Source organism: Isachenkonia alkalipeptolytica (assembly GCF_009910325.1).
GTDB classification, from domain to species: Bacteria; Bacillota; Clostridia; order Peptostreptococcales; family T1SED10-28; genus Isachenkonia; species Isachenkonia alkalipeptolytica.
Genome location: NZ_SUMG01000002.1, coordinates 272,155 through 289,140, shown reverse-complemented (window position 1 = coordinate 289,140; position 16,986 = coordinate 272,155). Strand labels below are relative to the sequence as shown.

Annotated in this window: 12 protein-coding genes; all 12 read left to right on the top strand. The window is 49.0% G+C overall.

The genetic code is table 11. The features are described 5' to 3' along the window. Nucleotides 1-21 precede the first annotated feature (21 nt). The 12 genes from purF to ligA all read left to right on the top strand — a co-directional run bounded on the left by purF (nt 22) and on the right by ligA (nt 16,983). The gene (gene purF / locus ISALK_RS03105) at nt 22-1,473 is read left to right on the top strand and encodes an amidophosphoribosyltransferase (protein ID WP_160718929.1); all 1,452 of its coding nucleotides are present in this window, start codon (nt 22-24) and stop codon (nt 1,471-1,473) included. 118 nt (nt 1,474-1,591) lie between these two features. Beyond that, nucleotides 1,592-2,638: a phosphoribosylformylglycinamidine cyclo-ligase gene (purM, locus tag ISALK_RS03100; protein ID WP_160718927.1), complete on the top strand. Its 1,047-nt coding sequence runs from the start codon at nt 1,592-1,594 to the stop codon at nt 2,636-2,638. Beyond that, nucleotides 2,626-3,255, top strand: coding sequence for a phosphoribosylglycinamide formyltransferase (purN, locus tag ISALK_RS03095; protein WP_160718925.1), 630 nt, complete (start codon nt 2,626-2,628; stop codon nt 3,253-3,255). The genes purM and purN overlap by 13 nt, the downstream gene beginning before the upstream one ends. 145 nt (nt 3,256-3,400) lie before the next feature. Next, nucleotides 3,401-5,047 carry a bifunctional phosphoribosylaminoimidazolecarboxamide formyltransferase/IMP cyclohydrolase gene (gene purH, locus ISALK_RS03090; RefSeq protein WP_160718923.1) on the top strand — a complete coding sequence of 549 codons (1,647 nt, stop codon included), beginning with the start codon at nt 3,401-3,403 and terminating at the stop codon, nt 5,045-5,047. 15 nt (nt 5,048-5,062) lie between these two features. Next, on the top strand, nt 5,063-6,313 hold the full coding sequence (purD, locus tag ISALK_RS03085; protein WP_160718921.1) for a phosphoribosylamine--glycine ligase: 1,251 nt from the start codon (nt 5,063-5,065) through the stop codon (nt 6,311-6,313). Between the two features lie 284 nt (nt 6,314-6,597). After that, nucleotides 6,598-7,707, top strand: coding sequence for a metallophosphoesterase (locus ISALK_RS03080; protein ID WP_160718919.1), 1,110 nt, complete (start codon nt 6,598-6,600; stop codon nt 7,705-7,707). A gap of 146 nt (nt 7,708-7,853) precedes the next feature. After that, nucleotides 7,854-8,531, top strand: a complete 678-nt coding sequence (locus ISALK_RS15300) for a methyl-accepting chemotaxis protein (protein WP_371723457.1) — start codon at nt 7,854-7,856, stop codon at nt 8,529-8,531. A gap of 208 nt (nt 8,532-8,739) precedes the next feature. Then, nucleotides 8,740-10,815, top strand: a complete 2,076-nt coding sequence (locus tag ISALK_RS03070; RefSeq protein ID WP_160718915.1) for an ATP-binding protein — start codon at nt 8,740-8,742, stop codon at nt 10,813-10,815. Next, nucleotides 10,781-11,959, top strand: coding sequence for a hybrid sensor histidine kinase/response regulator (locus ISALK_RS03065; protein WP_160718913.1), 1,179 nt, complete (start codon nt 10,781-10,783; stop codon nt 11,957-11,959). The genes ISALK_RS03070 and ISALK_RS03065 overlap by 35 nt, the downstream gene beginning before the upstream one ends. Beyond that, the gene (pcp, locus tag ISALK_RS03060; protein ID WP_201756826.1) at nt 11,934-12,575 is read left to right on the top strand and encodes a pyroglutamyl-peptidase I; all 642 of its coding nucleotides are present in this window, start codon (nt 11,934-11,936) and stop codon (nt 12,573-12,575) included. Before ISALK_RS03065 ends, pcp begins: the two co-directional genes overlap by 26 nt. Before the next feature lie 162 nt (nt 12,576-12,737). Next, nucleotides 12,738-14,885, top strand: coding sequence for a DNA helicase PcrA (pcrA, locus tag ISALK_RS03055; RefSeq protein ID WP_160718909.1), 2,148 nt, complete (start codon nt 12,738-12,740; stop codon nt 14,883-14,885). A 13-nt stretch (nt 14,886-14,898) separates the two neighbouring features. After that, nucleotides 14,899-16,983 carry an NAD-dependent DNA ligase LigA gene (gene ligA / locus ISALK_RS03050; protein WP_160718907.1) on the top strand — a complete coding sequence of 695 codons (2,085 nt, stop codon included), beginning with the start codon at nt 14,899-14,901 and terminating at the stop codon, nt 16,981-16,983. Nucleotides 16,984-16,986 lie beyond the last annotated feature (3 nt).

Here is a 16,986-nt window from a genome sequence, read left to right as displayed (position 1 = left end):
TCAGTCCAAGGAGGGAAACCATTGAAAAACTTTCAACAGCAAGACTTCACCGATGAGAAACTCAAGGAAGAATGCGGCGTGGTGGGAATTTATAAAAACGATGCTATGCTGTCAAAATATCTGTACTACGGCCTCTATACCCTGCAGCATCGGGGAGAGGAGAGTGCAGGGATTGCCGTCAGTGACGGAGCCCGTACCGAGTATCATAAGGGTATGGGACTGGTGCCCGAGGTGTTTAACGACGATATTCTGGCCAAGATGAAAGGGAATGTGGGGATCGGTCACGTGCGGTACTCCACCAGCGGTGAGAGTTACGTGGAGAATGCCCAGCCCCTGGTGGTCCGCTATCGGGGAGGAAGCATTGCCCTGGCCCATAACGGGAACCTGGTGAACGGGGAGAAAATCCGCCGATCTTTAGAGGATGACGGCGTGGTTTTTCAAACCTCCATTGATACGGAAGTGATTGTGAACCTCCTGGCCAGGTACTCCTCCGACGGCACCGTGGAGTCCGTTAAACGGACCCTGGATCTGGTGAAGGGGGCCTACGCCTTAGTTATCATGAAGGAAAATGAACTGATCGGTGTCCGGGACCCCTTGGGCCTTCGGCCACTGTCCCTGGGGCAATTTGCCGACGGCGGTTACGTGCTGGCTTCGGAGACCTGCGCCTTTGATGTTATGGATGCGGAGTTTGTCCGGGAAGTGGAACCGGGAGAGATGATCCGAATCACCAAGGAAGGTCTGGAGTCCATACAATATAAAAAACTGGAAAAGCGGGCTTCCTGCATCTTTGAATATATTTATTTTGCAAGGCCGGACAGTGTCTTAGACGGGGTCAGCGTCTATGAAGCCCGATTAAATGCAGGGAAAATCCTTGCCAAGGAACATCCGGTAAAGGCGGACATGGTGGCGCCGGTGCCCGACTCCTCCATTCCCGCAGCCCTGGGCTACGCCCAGGCTTCCGGCATCCCCTATGGGGACGCCTTAATGAAAAACAAATACATCGGCCGGACCTTCATCCAGCCGGAGCAGTCTCTTCGGGAGATTGCAGTGAAACTGAAGCTGATTCCCTTTCGGGAAAACATCAAGGGCAAAAGCATCGTGATTATTGACGACTCCATCGTCCGGGGAACCACCAGTCGACGGATCGTTCACAGTTTGAAAAAAGCCGGTGCCCGGGAAGTGCATGTGCGGATCAGTTCGCCTCCGGTGGTGGGGAGCTGCTACTTCGGCATCGATACTCCCCACCGAAGAAGTTTAATTGCCGCAACCCAAAACGTAGAGGAAATTCGAAAAACCATCGGCGCCGACAGTCTGGGATTTATCAGTATCGACGGCTTAACCGAGTCCATCGGGACCCACCGGGATCGCTTCTGCCTGGCCTGTTTTGATCAGAAGTATCCCATGGACGTAAAGGAACAGCAGAAAGCCAACGGAGACGGACCGGAAAAGACCTTTAACCGGTTGCAGCCCTAAAAAACGACGGAGGATAGAAAAAATCCACGGTCGATAGAAAAATTTACCAGGACGATCGAGAAAATTAACGATGAAGAAGGATAGGAAAATTCAAACCGTAAGGAAAAGGGGTGCCATGATGAACAACACCTATAAGAGTGCAGGAGTGGACGTGGAAGAAGGACAAAAGGCAGTAGAACTGATGAAAAATGCGGTCAAGGAGACCTTTACCAACAACGTATTAACAGGCCTTGGAGGCTTCGGAGGGCTCTTTGAGCTGGACATGGAAGGAATCAACAAGCCGGTACTGGTATCGGGAACCGACGGTGTGGGCACGAAATTAAAGCTGGCCTTTATGATGGATCAACACGATACCATCGGTCAGGACTGTGTGGCCATGTGCGTCAACGATATTCTCTGTCAGGGGGCGAAACCCCTATTTTTCTTGGACTATCTGGCCACGGGAAAACTGAAGGCGGAACGGGCGGAAACCATTGTCACCGGCATTGCCAAAGCCTGTAAAGAATCCGGGGCGGCCCTGATCGGAGGAGAAACCGCGGAGATGCCCGGTTTTTACGATGAAGGGGAATACGACCTGGCAGGCTTTGTGGTAGGCATTGTGGACAAGGAGCGAATCATCACCGGGGAAAACATCCGGCCCGGGGATGCCTTAGTGGGCATCGCCTCCAGCGGGGTACACAGCAACGGTTTTTCTCTGGCCCGAAAGATTTTTTTCGAACAGGAAAACATGAAGCCCACGGAGCACAGTCTCCGCCTGGGGAAAACCATCGGCGAGGCCCTGTTAACCCCGACGAAGCTCTACGTCAAACCGATTTTAACATTGCTGGACACCGTTAAGGTAAAAGGCATGAGTCATATTACCGGCGGAGGATTCTATGAGAATATTCCCCGGATGCTTCCCGAAGGAACCGGGGTAAAAATCAAGGAAAACAGCTTTCCCGTGCCAGAGATCTTCAAAATGATTCAGGACATGGGAAAGATCGATGAAAGGGAAATGTACAAAACCTTCAATATGGGCATCGGCATGGTGCTGGCGGTGTCACCGGAGGATCTGGAAAAAACCTTAACCACCTTGAAAGCATCGGGGGAAGAGGCCTATCCTATCGGAGAAATCATCAAGGAAACCAAGGAATCCCGGGAATCGGTGATTGTATGGAAAGAGTAAAACTGGCCGTGCTCCTCTCCGGCGGCGGCACCAACCTGCAGGCGGTGCTGGACCAAATCGACCAGGGTGCCCTTTCGGCGGAGGTGGTATTGATCGCCTCCAACAAAGAGGGGGCCTACGGCCTGACCCGGGGAGGGCAGCGGGGAATTCCCACGGCGGTGTTTCAGCGCCAAAGTTTTCCTTCGAAGGACCAGCGGGACCGGGAACTTCTTCGGGCCCTGAAAAGTTCCGGTGCGGACTTGGTGGTCCTGGCCGGCTATCTGGGCCAGATTCCCGGCTTTATCATTGAAGCCTATCCGAATCAAATCATCAACATCCATCCCTCGCTGCTCCCCTGTTTCGGCGGGAAAGGCTACTACGGAGAAAAGGTGCACCAAGGGGTGTATAACCGGGGGATGAAAGTCACCGGGGCCACGGTGCATTTCGTCAGTGAAGAGACCGACGGCGGCCCCATCATTTTACAGGAAGCGGTGGGCATCGACTTTGAAGACGGGGTTTCGGATATTCAACAAAAAGTATTGACCCTCGAACACCGACTGCTGCCCGAGGCCATAGAACTGATCGCCGAAGGTCGGGTAGAGGTCATCGGAAACCGGGTGAAAATTCGGGAGAGATAAAACCGCCGGTGAGCGCTTCGGAGATGGGCGAATAACAAATAACGAATAACAAATAACGAATAACAAATAACGAATAATAAATAACGAATAATAAATAACCAATAGCGAATATGACAATCAACAGGAATAATAGGAGGCGGTTCATATGAAAAGAGCACTGATCAGTGTTTCCGATAAAGATGGAATTTTGGATTTTGCCCGGGGATTATCCAAAGAGGGCATTGAAATCCTCTCCACGGGCGGCACGGCAAAACTTCTTCGGGAGGGGGGTCTCACGGTAAAAGACGTATCCGAGGTGACGGGCTTTCCCGAATGTCTGGACGGTCGGGTAAAGACCCTCCATCCCAAGGTCCACGGCGGGATCCTGGCCAAGCGGGGAGACGAAGACCATCAAAAGACCCTGAAGGACCTGGAAATCGATGCCATCGATCTGGTGGTGATCAATCTGTACCCCTTTAAAGAAACGATTGCCAAAGAGGCAGTCAGCCTTGAGGAGGCCATCGAAAATATCGACATCGGCGGACCTACCATGCTTCGCTCCGCAGCGAAGAACTTTGAAGATGTGACTGTGGTCACGGACCGGCGGGACTATGACCGGGTATTAAAGGAAATTCAAAAACGGGGGGACACCAGTCTTGTCACCCGGTATGAGCTGGCATTGAAGGTATTTAGGGAAACTGCCTATTACGACGGACTGATCGCAGAACACCTGGGGAAAAATATGAAAAAGCATCTGGAAGAGCATATCGGCAAAGGCAATACCGAAAAAGGAATGGCCGCCGGTGAAACCGATCAAGGGGATGAAGCCGACAGTACCCATAAGGCTGATAAAGCCTATCCTGAAGACTTCGCCTTTCCCGAAAAGCTGACCCTTCCCTATGAAAAGGTGATGGACCTTCGCTACGGCGAGAATCCCCATCAAAAAGCGGCCTTTTACCGGGAAGCGGGAAATGTGCCCGGAAGTCTGGTCCATGCAGAGCAGCTACAGGGTAAAGCCCTTTCCTTTAACAACTTAAACGATACCCAGGGGGCCTTGGAGCTGTTAAAGGAATTTGAGAAGCCCACGGCGGTGGCGGTAAAACATACCAACCCCTGCGGAGTGGCCAGTAACGAGACCATCGAAAAGGCTTTTGAAAAGTGTTACGCCGCGGATCCGAAGTCGATCTTCGGAGGCATCGTGGCCTTAAACCGGGAGGTGGACGAAAGTACCGCCAGGGAAATGGAAGAGATCTTCCTGGAAGTGGTAGTGGCCCCGGGCTTTAGCCGGGAAGCCCTGGAGGTTTTTAAGACTAAAAAGAATCTTCGGATTCTCCAGCTCCCGGATATTTTACAACGGGAACGGGGTATGGATATCAAAAAAGTCTCCGGCGGCCTGTTGGTTCAGGATAAGGACCGGGATTTGATTTCGGATAGTAAAATCGTAACGGAAAAAGCCCCCGGAGATGAAGAAATGAAAGATCTGGAGTTTGCCTATAAAGTGGCAAAGCACGTGAAAAGCAACGGTGTGGTGATTGCCAAGGATCAGCAGACCCTGGCCATCGGACCGGGACAGACCAGTCGGATCTGGGCCCTGGATAACGCCATTCGAAACGTGGAACATGACCTTGCCGGCAGTGTGCTGGCCTCCGACGCCTTCTTTCCCTTCGACGACTGCGTAATGAAGGCAAAAGAGCAGGGAATCTCCGCTATTATTCAACCGGGAGGGTCCCTAAAGGATGAAGATTCCATTCAGTGCTGCGACCGTTATGGAATCAGTATGGTATTTACCGGGATGCGCCATTTTAAACACTAAAAACGAGGTGAGGATATGAAAGTTCTTTTGATCGGAAGCGGCGGCCGGGAGCATGCCCTGGCTTGGAAAATAAAGGAGAGTCCCTTGGTCCAAAAGCTGTTTATCGCTCCGGGAAATCCGGGGATGGAGGAGCTGGGAGAATTGGTGGACCTCTCTCACGGGGATCTGCAGGGGCTTTTGGACTTTGCAAAGAACGAAAGGGTGGACTTGACCGTGGTAGGTCCTGAGGATCCCCTGGTACAAGGGATCGGGGATCTTTTTCGCCGGGAGGGCCTTAGGATTATCGCACCGGATAAAAAAGGGGCGGTGCTTGAAGGCAGCAAGGCTTTTTCTAAGGATTTTATGGAGCGCTACAAAATCCCCACGGCAAAATCCCATAAAACCGGGGATTACAACAAAGCCCTGGAAATCATCGAAGAATATCAATATCCCCTGGTGTTAAAGGCCGACGGTTTGGCGGCGGGAAAAGGGGTGTTGATCTGTGAATCCAGGAAAGAGGCGGAGGCCGGCCTGAAAAAGATTTTAAAGGATCGGGACTTCGGGGACGCCGGGGACCAAGTGGTGATTGAAGAATTTTTAACCGGTAGGGAAACTTCGGTAATCGCCTTTGTGGACGGAAAGACCATGACCCCCATGGTAAGCTCCCGGGATTATAAGCGCATCGGAGAAGGGGACCGGGGCCTGAACACCGGAGGGATGGGAACCTACTCCCCCAATGAAGCCTATACCGAGGACGTGGAGGCTCGGGTCCGGGAAGAAATATTAGCACCGACCCTAAAGGGGATTCAACAGGAAAAAATGGATTACCGGGGAATTATTTTCATCGGCATTATGATCACCGACGAGGGGCCCAAGGTTCTGGAGTATAACGTGCGTTTCGGAGACCCGGAAACCCAGGTGATTTTAACCCGGCTGGATACAGACCTGGTGGAAATTTTCAATGCTTTGGAGGCGGGTTCCCTGGAGAAGGTGGATATTCAGTGGAAGGCGGAAAAAGCGGTCTGTGTGATTCTGGCATCCGAGGGTTATCCTGAAGCCTATGAAAAGGGGAAGGAAATTCAAGGACTGGAAAACATCGATGATCGGACAAGGGTATTCCACGGAGGAACCAAGAGGGAACAGGGGCGTCTTTTAACCGCCGGGGGTCGGGTACTGGGGGTCACCTCCCTGGATGAAACCCTGGAAAAAGCCCGAAAAAGAGCCTATGAAAATGTTCAAAAAATCGAATTTCCCGGGAAAACCTTTCGCAGGGACATTGCCCGGTAAAGGAAAGCAGAACAAAGGGGACAAAGTGCCGAAGAAGTTTGAGCAAAGACAAAGAAGTTTGAGCAAAAATAAAAAAGTTTGAGCAAAGACAAAAAAAGTCTAAAGACCTCCGAGTAGCAAGGGCGGGAGTCTTTGGACTTCTTTTCGTTTTTTTCGTTTCAATCCCGGGAGGAAAGGGTATGATAAAGAGAGCGAAGGGCCGGGGAATTTAGTAAAAGCAGATGGGGATTTACCGGCAAAAAATGAATTTTGAAATAGAAAAATTCAAAAAAGGTGGAAACATAATGGGCAAAAAACTTAACATCGCAGCAATGGGGTTGTTCTTTACCGCTCTTTACTTGGGAATGAATTATTATGTATATCGGGGGAGTATCCGGGGGCTGGAAGTTCCGGAACCTCTCCTTTGGCTTTTGAGGGGGGCATTTCTTGTGATCGGTTCCTTTTTTATTTTCGGTATGTTTCTTCGAAAAAAGCCCTATATTCGAAACATCGCCTACCTGGGAAACTTTTGGCTGGGGATCCTGTCCATGGCAATTTCCGTATTTTTGATCCGGGACCTGGCCTCTTTGGTTATGAATTTTGATATGAGTCGATCCACGGTGATTGCTTTAATCGTTACGGTGCTGATCACCGCCTATTCTTTTTATAATGGAACCAGTGTGCCGATTGTTCGGGAGGTCACCATCCCTACATCGAAAATCACGGAGGCCTCCCAGGGGGTTACCATTACCCAGCTGACGGATATGCATATCGGAATGCTGACTTCGAAAAAATGGCTGGAAAAAACCGTGGAAATAGCCAATGGGCTGAACTCGGATTACATTGTGATCACCGGGGATTTAATCGATGGCAACCGGGACAGCATTCAGAGTTTCATGCCGATACTCAAGGGGCTGCGGGCCCTTAGGGGGAAATATGCCATCATGGGGAATCACGAGATTTACAGCGGATTAAAGGATTATCACCGATTTGTCAAGGAGAGCGGACTGACTCCTTTACGTAACGAGGGGGTGACAATCTCTAACCACCTGGAAATCTATGGTGTGGACGATCTTACCGTGGAAAAATACCTGGAAACCCCGATCGATCTTAAGGAAATTTTAAGGGACGTGGACCCGGATCGCTACTCCGTGTTACTGCTTCACCAGCCGGAGCGGTTTTCTCAGGCCGTGGACCAGGGCATCGACCTTCAGCTTTCGGGACATACCCACAGCGGACAGATTCCCCCTTTGGAATGGATCATCCCCTTTTACTTTCGGTACTCCAAGGGACTGTATAATCGAAAGAATTCCCATATATACACCAGTCCCGGCACCGGGGTTTGGGGTCCGCCCATGCGATTTTTATCGAAAAATGAGATCACGAAGTTTCATATTGTACCCAAGGGGGAATAAATCCCCGGGGATTTAACTAAAGGAACTTCCAATTTAGGAATCTTTCCTATATAATATAGGCTGAATATCCTTCCGTATAATATTAGGGATATCGAAGGATAAAAGCAAAGCAACGTTGTAGGACAAATATATGATTTTAGGAGGAGATTATTATCAAAATCGGAATTATCGGAGGGGGACAGGGCGGAAACGGCATCCTTAAATCCCTGTTGAAAATGGAAACCGTAACGGTTCAGGGGGTTGTGGATCTTCGGGAGGACGCGGAAGCGATGGTTACCGCAAAGGAACAGGGCGTCTTTACCACCACTTCCATGGAAGCCCTGTTTGAAAAAGAAATGGATCTGATCATCGAGGTTACGGGAAATGAAAAGGTGAAAAAACAATTAAATGAGCTGAACACAGGAAATACGGATATTATGGGCAGTAAAAGTGCAGCCTTGATGATGAACTTAGTGGATCAGGGAGAGGAACTGAATCAAAACCTGGAAGCTCATATTCACGAGGTGAATCGTTTAAGTGATAACTTGGAAAGCTTTATCGCCGATACCGTGGGCAACATTCAAAAAACCGATGAAATTGTGCGTTATATGAATAAGGTTACGAATCAAACCAATATTCTTGGACTGAATGCCTCCATTGAAGCCGCCCGGGCGGGGGAAGCCGGTCGAGGATTTGCAGTGGTGGCAAAGGAAGTGCAGAGTCTTGCCAACAACAGTGATACCCTGGCCGAGGAAATCAACAGCATCCTGGGGAAAATCAAAGAGGACGTGGAAGGTACCCAGGCCATGGTGAAGGATCTGAAAGAAGCCGCCGGGAAAGCCTAAGCAGGAAGTCTTGATCCCGGGCCTATAAAACCGAAAGGATTTTCATCGGTAAAACCACCAGGCTACATAGTCAAGGAAATAGAAGAAGCGGATTTTGCTACCGCTTCTTTTCTTTTTATGCAAAAATTTGATATAATGGGGGAAAAGACGATGGTAGGCGTAAATACTGATGAAACTCCGGAAAAAACCAGGAAATGAGGTGTTCGCTTTGGATCAGAAAACAGAAAACTATGGAAAACAGGAAAGACGGAAGGGCTATCAGGAGTACCAACGAATTCTTTCCCTCTTTGATAATATCAGTGAACTGATTTATATTATTGATCCGAAAAACTACCAAATTGTTTATGCGAACAAAACCGCCACAGAACTTTGGGGCGGGGACATGATCGGGAAAACCTGTTACGAAGTGATGCAGGATCGAAAGGTTCCCTGCGATTTTTGTGAGAATGCCTCGTTGATGATCAATGAGGGAGAGGTATACCGCTTTGAAACCTATGATGAAAAGCAGGAACGGTATTATTTGAAGGAAGCGAAAATGATTGATTGGCCGGGCTACGAGAAAGTCCGTTTAGAAACCGCCATTGATATTACCGAGGTGAAAAGGACTCACCGGAACTTAGAAGAGCGGGTGCGTTATGAAACGGAGCTTTCCAATGTCTCCCAGCAATTGTTGAAGGAGGAAATGGAAGAGGCCTTACAAGGGGCCTTGGTCCATTTGCAAAGAGCCTCAGGGGCCAGTCGTGTATATATATTCGAGAACGTTGAAGAATACAATTTAGCCACAAAGGAAAGAAAACTCTATACAAAGTATGCCTATGAAGCCTGTGCAGCGGGGATTAAACCCCAGATCGACACCCCGGCCCTAAAACGTTTTGATTTAGAACCGGATTTTACTCGATGGAAAAATCAATTGTCCCGGGGGTTTTATATCGCCGGGGATGTGGAGGATTTTCCCCCATCGGAAATTGAAGTGTTGAGCAGCCAGGGGATCCAGTCCCTGCTGGTGATCCCTATTTTTGTCGAAAAAAAATGGTATGGCTTTTTAGGATTTGATGAAGTCCTCCAAAAGCGGCGGTGGAATGAACAGGATGTTGGGATCTTAAACACCGCAGCGGATATGATGGGAAGTTATATTGAAAAGAAAAAGCGGGAGACCGCCATGAAAAACTCCCAAAAGAAACTGCGGGTGGCCATGAAAAATGCCCAGGAGGCCAATCGGCAAAAGAGTGAGTTTATTGCCAATATGAGTCATGAAATCCGAACTCCCATGAACTCCATCATCGGCTTTGCAGAGATCCTGGAAAAGGAAATCCGGGATCCCGAGCACCGGGACTATATTCAATCCATAAAACAGGGGGGAGAAAATCTTCTCACGTTGATGAATGATATCCTGGATCTGTCGAAAATTGAGGCGGGGATGGTGAAGATTGAGAAAACCGAGGTTTCTCTAAGAAAGCTGATAGAAGAAATAAAGGATATTTTTGAACTGCGGGCGAAGCAAAAGAACATTCGCCTCCAGGTGGAAATCCAGGAGGACCTTCCCCGTCGCCTTTGGATTGACGAAACCAGAATCCGCCAAATTCTGTTAAATCTTGTGGGCAACGGCATCAAGTTTACGGATAAGGGCTTTGTCAAGATCAAGACCGCCTTTGAAAAGAAGGATCAGCGTCATGGAACCTTAAGAATCGAAGTGGTGGATACGGGAAAGGGGATATCCAAGCGGGGTCAAAAAGAGGTATTTAAACCCTTCGTCCAGTGGAACCCCAAGGAGGACGCTTCTCAGGGAACCGGCCTGGGCCTTTCCATCACAAAAAATCTTGTAGAAATCCTGGAAGGGGAGATTCACCTGTTTTCCGTACCCAAAAGAGGCACACGGTTTGAGCTGACATTCTACCCCGTGCAAATCGGCGGAGAAAATCAGTCCGTAAAAAATGAAAAGGAAGAAGGAGATTCCGGGGGCAATGTAGAATCTAATAATTATAGTATTTACGGCAACGTGGAAACCGTACTGGACTATTTTGATAATCAGGGGAAATGGGATTATCGAAGGGTTCGAAACAGCGCGTTCTTTCAGGACATTCGGAGCTTTGGGGAAACCCTTTTCAAACTGGGGCAAGAACAGGGGGTACCGGCCTTAAGGGAATACGCCGGGAAACTGAAGGAAAGTACGGATCGATTTGATATTGAGGGGATAAAGGATCTGCTGTACCATTACCCAAATCTTATACAGCGGATAAAGGAGCATAACAATGGAAGAAAAAAAGGGGAAAATACTGATTGTTGATGATGTGGCACAAAACATTCAACTGATCGCCAACTTTTTAAAAGAGGATTATGAACTGGCCTTTGCCCTTCATGGTAAAGAGGCGGTTCATCAAGCCCTGCAAAATTCCTTTGACCTGGTGTTGTTGGATATTATGATGCCTGAGGTTGACGGATTCAAGGTTTGTGAAGTCCTTAAAAATGAAGAGAAAACCAAAGAGGTGCCGGTGATTTTCTTAACGGCTAAGACGGATCATCAAAGTATTAAGAAGGGGTTTGACCTGGGAGGGGTGGACTATATCACAAAGCCTTTTAACGGCAGTGAGTTAAAGGCCCGGGTAAAAACCCATATGGAACTGAAGCGCTCGAAGGAAGCCCTGGAGGAGAAAAACCGGGCCCTGTTAGAGAGCAACCGGATTAAGGATAAATTCTTCTCGATCATCGCCCATGATTTAAAAAGTCCCTTAAATACCTTTGTAAGCCTGACCGCTTTGATGGAGGAGAATTATGAAGATTTTAGTGAAGAGGAGCGTAAGGATTTCTTACAGACCATGTCCGAGCATTCCCGGCAGTTAAACAAACTTTTGAACAACCTTCTTCAGTGGTCCATGCATCAACGGGGAGATATGAAGGTTTGTCCCGAAGAACTGTTTTTAAAGTCGGTGATTGAGGAGAATTTAAAGCTGTATCATCAGGAAATCCGTCGAAAGAAACTGCGGGTGGAGACGGAAGTGGAACCGGGATTGAAGGTCTTGGGAGATCCCTCTATGATTCAAACCATCTTTCGTAATCTTCTGTCCAATGCGGTGAAATTCACACCGAACCGGGGAGAAATCCGTATCCGGGGAAGGTTGGAACAGGAAGTGGTTTTAGTGGATATTAAGGACACGGGAGTGGGCATTCGAAAGGAAAGAATCCCCCACTTATTCCGTTTGGATCAGGTAAACACTACGAAGGGCACGAATTTCCAGCAGGGGACCGGCTTGGGTCTGATTCTTTGCCGAGAGTTTGTGAAATTTCACAAAGGGGAAATTGAAGTGGACAGCCAACCGGATGAAGGGACGAAAATTCAGGTAAAACTTCCGAAAAAACCGGTATTCTCCCCGGAGGATCTTAGGGAAAACAGGGAGGATGAGGAAAATGAAAATACTATTGGCAGCTTTTGATCCCTTTGGGGGAGCCGCGGTGAATCCTGCACTGGAAGCGGTAAAACAGGTGCAAAACACCATTGAGAACTGTCCGGTGGCGAAAGTGGAAATTCCCACGGTTTTTCATCGATCCATCAAGGTATTGAGGGAAAAGATCGAAGAGCTTCAGCCGGATATTATTCTCGTGGCGGGGCAAGCGGGGGGAAGGGCCCAGATCAGTGTGGAACGGCTGGGGATTAACATCGACGACGCCCGGATTCCCGACAATCAGGGAAATCAGCCGGTGGACGAGAAAATTGTGCCCGGAGGACCGGAGGCATATTTTTCCAACCTGCCGATCAAAGCCATGGCGGCGAGTATACGAAGGGAAGGGGTTCCCGCTGAAGTTTCCAATACCGCAGGAACCTTTGTATGCAACCATATCCTGTACGGACTGCTGCATCATATCGAGACTGAAAAACTTCAGGCCCGGGGCGGATTCATCCATGTACCCTTTATTCCCGCCCAGGTGACGAATAAACCGGGACAACCCTCCATGGCTCCGGGAGATATCACCAAAGCCTTAGAAGCCGCTTTAAGAGCAGCGGTACGTTATCAAGAGGACATTCGATCGGAAGAAGGGAGTCTACACTAGTGTCATTTGCACTGGTGTTTTCTTTTGACAAAGAAAAATACGTTAAACAGACGGGCCCTTATTATCAGGGGGACCTCTTTTCTATTGAAGAAAGTAGTAAAATATAATAAGATAAGAGGAGATTTTACTTATATAAACTTATTATACGAGGAGCGTACAACCATGAATATAAATCATTTGAATGACATGCAGCGCCAAGCGGTGTGTGAAACCGAAGGACCATTGCTGGTGCTGGCCGGTGCGGGCTCGGGAAAAACCCGGGTACTGACCCACCGAATTGCTTATCTGGTGGAGGAACTGGGCACGGACCCTTACAATATCCTGGCCATCACCTTTACCAACAAGGCGGCGAAGGAAATGAAGGAACGGGTGGAGGAGCTGTTGGATAAGCCCTATTATAATCTTTGGATCAGCACCTTTCACTCCGCCTGCGTTCGAATACTGAGACGGGAAATTGAAGCCCTGGGCTATACCAAAAACTTCGGGATCTACGATCCATCGGACCAACTGGTGGTGATGAAGGAGTGTATTAAAGCCTTAAAGCTGCCGGAAAAGGAATACCATCCCAAGGGCATGCTGGGTGCTATCGGCCGGGCCAAGGATAAGTTGATTACTCCCGATGAGTACTTAAAAATCGAGGGAGATGACTACCGCAACCAGCAGATTGAAAAGCTGTACCGAATGTATCAACGAACCCTTCGAAAGAACAACGCCCTGGATTTTGACGATTTGATTATGAAAACCGTTACCCTCTTTAAGGAAAATCCTAAGGTTTTACGGTACTATCAAAATCAGTTTAAATACATTTTAGTAGATGAATTTCAGGATACCAATATGGCTCAGTACACCTTAGTCAGTATGCTGGCGGATACCCATAAAAACATCTGTGTGGTGGGGGATGACGACCAGTCCATTTACGGTTGGCGAGGGGCGGACATTCAAAACATTCTCGGTTTTGAACAGGACTTTAACAAGGCGAAAACCATTAAACTGGAGCGGAACTACCGGTCCACTAATATTATCCTGGAGGCGGCCAATGAAGTGGTGGCCCATAACAGCCAGCGAAAGCCGAAAAAACTCTGGACGGATAACGATAAAGGGAAAGTACTGAATTATTATAAGGCGGATCAGGAACGGGATGAAGCAAGATACATTGCGGATACCATTGAAAAACAGCGGGACCAGGGGGAGCGGGCCTACAAGGATTTTGCTATCCTTTACCGCACCAATGTGCAGTCCCGGATTGTGGAGGAGATCCTGGTGCAACGGGGCATTCCCTATCAATTAATCGGCGGCACCCGGTTCTATGATCGTAAGGAGATCAAGGACATTATTTCCTATTTAAAAGCCATTGAAAACCCCGTGGATGATGTGGCCATTAAGCGGATCATCAATGAGCCGAAACGGGGGATCGGAAAGAAAACCATTGAGAAAATCGACGAGTATGCGGAGATGGAAAATCAGGACTTTTTCCTATCCTTAAAGGACTATCAACACATTCCCGGACTTACCACCCGGGTGAAAAACAAGATCAGGGAATTTTTAGGCGTGATGCTCCGCCTTCAGGAGACCATGCACACCTTGAGCATCACCGAGCTTACGGAGACCATTTATCAGGACACGGGATATCAGGAGAGTCTCGTGGCGGAAGGCACCATTGAAGCCAAGGCCCGGCTGGAGAACTTAGAGGAGTTTAAATCCATTACCATGGAATTTGATAAAACCTCGGAGGAAGGCACTTTGGAAGCCTTCCTGGGGCAGGTTTCCCTGGAAACCTCCATGGATCGCAGCGACGAATCCGAGGAAGGGGTGATGCTGATGACCCTGCACAGTGCCAAGGGTCTGGAATTTCCCGTGGTATTTTTACCGGGGATGGAAGAGGGAATTTTCCCCTCGCCGATCTCCATCCATGAAGGCAATGAAGAAGAGGAACGGCGGCTGTGTTACGTGGGGATTACCCGGGCCATGGAAGAGGTGCACTTTATCCATGCCACCATGCGAAACATCTACGGCAACACCCATGTGAACGATATGTCCCGCTTCCTAAAGGAGATTCCCGAAAACTTAATCAATATGGAAGATCCCTATGACCGACGGACGGCGGTGCAAAAACAGCGAATGAAAAAGACTTCGGACTTTACCGGGGAGTTCCCCATGGACCAGGTTCAGCCGGGAAGTCAGGTGTATCATCCGAAGTTCGGTCAGGGTAAAGTAGTGGGAAAACAGGGGTCCATGCTGACCATCATCTTTGATAAGGCGGGACTGAAAAAAATCGACCCGGCCTATATCAACCTGCAAATCCTGGAATAAAGGGAGGATTGTAATGGCAAATCAGAAGGAAAATCTCATACATGGCGGGAAAAAGACAGAGCAGATGCAAAAGCTGGTGGAAAAACTGAATGACTACGCCTATCACTATTATACCCTGGACAATCCTTTAGTCAGCGACAAAGAGTACGACGCGCTCTATGAAGAGCTGGAGGCTTTGGAAGAAGAGACCGGTATGCAACTGCAAAATTCTCCCACCCGAAGAGTGGGCGGTGAGCCCTTGGAGAAGTTCGAACCCCATCGGCATATTCGCCCGCTGCTCAGTCTCGATAAGTCCAAAAGCGTTGAAGATTTACGGGACTGGGAAACCCGGATGAAGCGGATTTTAGCCAACGATACCGAGTCCGCTACCGAACCCTTGGAATACGTGGTGGAATATAAATTTGACGGGTTAACCCTGAGTCTTACCTATGAAAAGGGAGAACTGGTCCAAGGGGCCAGTCGGGGAAACGGAGAAGTGGGGGAAGGGATTTTAGAACAGGTAAAGACCATTAAGTCCATTCCCCTGTCCATTCCCCATCAGGGAACCTTAGAAGTGCAGGGGGAAGGGCTGATGGCTCTTTCGGTGTTGGAGGAATACAACAAAAATGCGAAGACCCCCTTAAAAAATGCCCGAAACGGTGCGGCGGGAGCCCTTCGTAATCTCGACCCCAAGGTTACGGCAACAAGGAATTTGGATGCCTTTTTTTATCATATCAACTATTATGAGGACCGGGGGTTTAAGAGCCATATGGAAATGATTCAGTTTTTAAAGGATCAGCGCCTCCCTGTGGACCCCCATATTTATCTATGCAAAAACATGGAAGCGGTTATCGAAAAAATTGAAGCCCTGGAAAAAACCATCAAGGACCTGGACTATTTAACCGACGGAATTGTCATTAAGGTGAATAACTTAAAAACCCGGGAAAAACTGGGCTATACCCAGAAATTTCCCCGATGGGCCATGGCCTATAAATTTGAAGCCCAGGAGATGACCACCCTGCTTCGGGATGTGATCTGGCAGGTGGGCCGTACAGGAAAGCTCACCCCCACGGCGATTTTAGAGCCCGTGGAAATCGGAGGGGTCACCGTGGGACGGGCGACCCTGAACAACTACGGAGACATCCAGCGAAAAGACGTAAAAGTGGGCTGTCAGGTGTGGCTTCGAAGATCCAATGATGTCATCCCGGAGATTATGGGGGTGGTAAAGGAGAGCTGCGGTGAGGCCGAGGAGATTGAAAAGCCGGTCAACTGTCCCGCCTGTGGCACGGAAGTGGTGGAAAAAGGGGCTCATATCTTCTGTCCTAATTCCCTGTCCTGTAAACCCCAGCTGGTCTCAAGGATTTCCCATTTTTCCAGTCGGGACGCCATGGATATCGAAGGCCTGAGTGAGAAAATTACGGAGCAACTTCATGATGAAGTGGGGCTTCGGGGGATTGCGGATCTATACCGGTTGGAATATGAAGATTTAATTCAGTTGGAACGCTTCGGGGATAAGAAAACGAAAAACATCCTCGCCGCCATTGAGGACAGTAAAGACTGTGCACTCTCCCAGTTTGTGTACGCCTTGGGAATCCCCAATGTAGGAAGGAAGACCGCTAAGGATTTGGCCAGACATTATAAGACCCTGGAAAACCTGCGGAAGGCGGAGGTTGAGGAGTTGATCAGTCTCGGGGACATCGGAGAAATTGTGGCCCGGTCCGTGGTGGATTTTTTCCAGGAAGAGCGGATCAAAGAAAGCATTGATGCCCTATTGGCCGCGGGAGTAAATCCTAAACCGGAAACCCCACCGGGAAATGGGAACCTGTCCGGGGTAGAAAACACTGAAGGGGACAAAAGCCTCGCCGAAGAACATCCCTTCTACGGGAAAACCATGGTGATCACCGGCAGTTTCCAGCACTTCTCCAGCAGAAAAGAGATTCAGACCTACTTGGAAGAGGCGGGGGCTAAGGTTACGGGAAGCGTGAGCAAGAAGACGGATATCCTGATTGTAGGGGAGGATCCCGGCTCAAAACTTCAAAAAGCGGAGAGATTGCAGGCTGAAGGGGCGGAGATCGAAATTCTGACAGAAAGTGAATTTATTGAGAAGAAGGGGACCTAGACG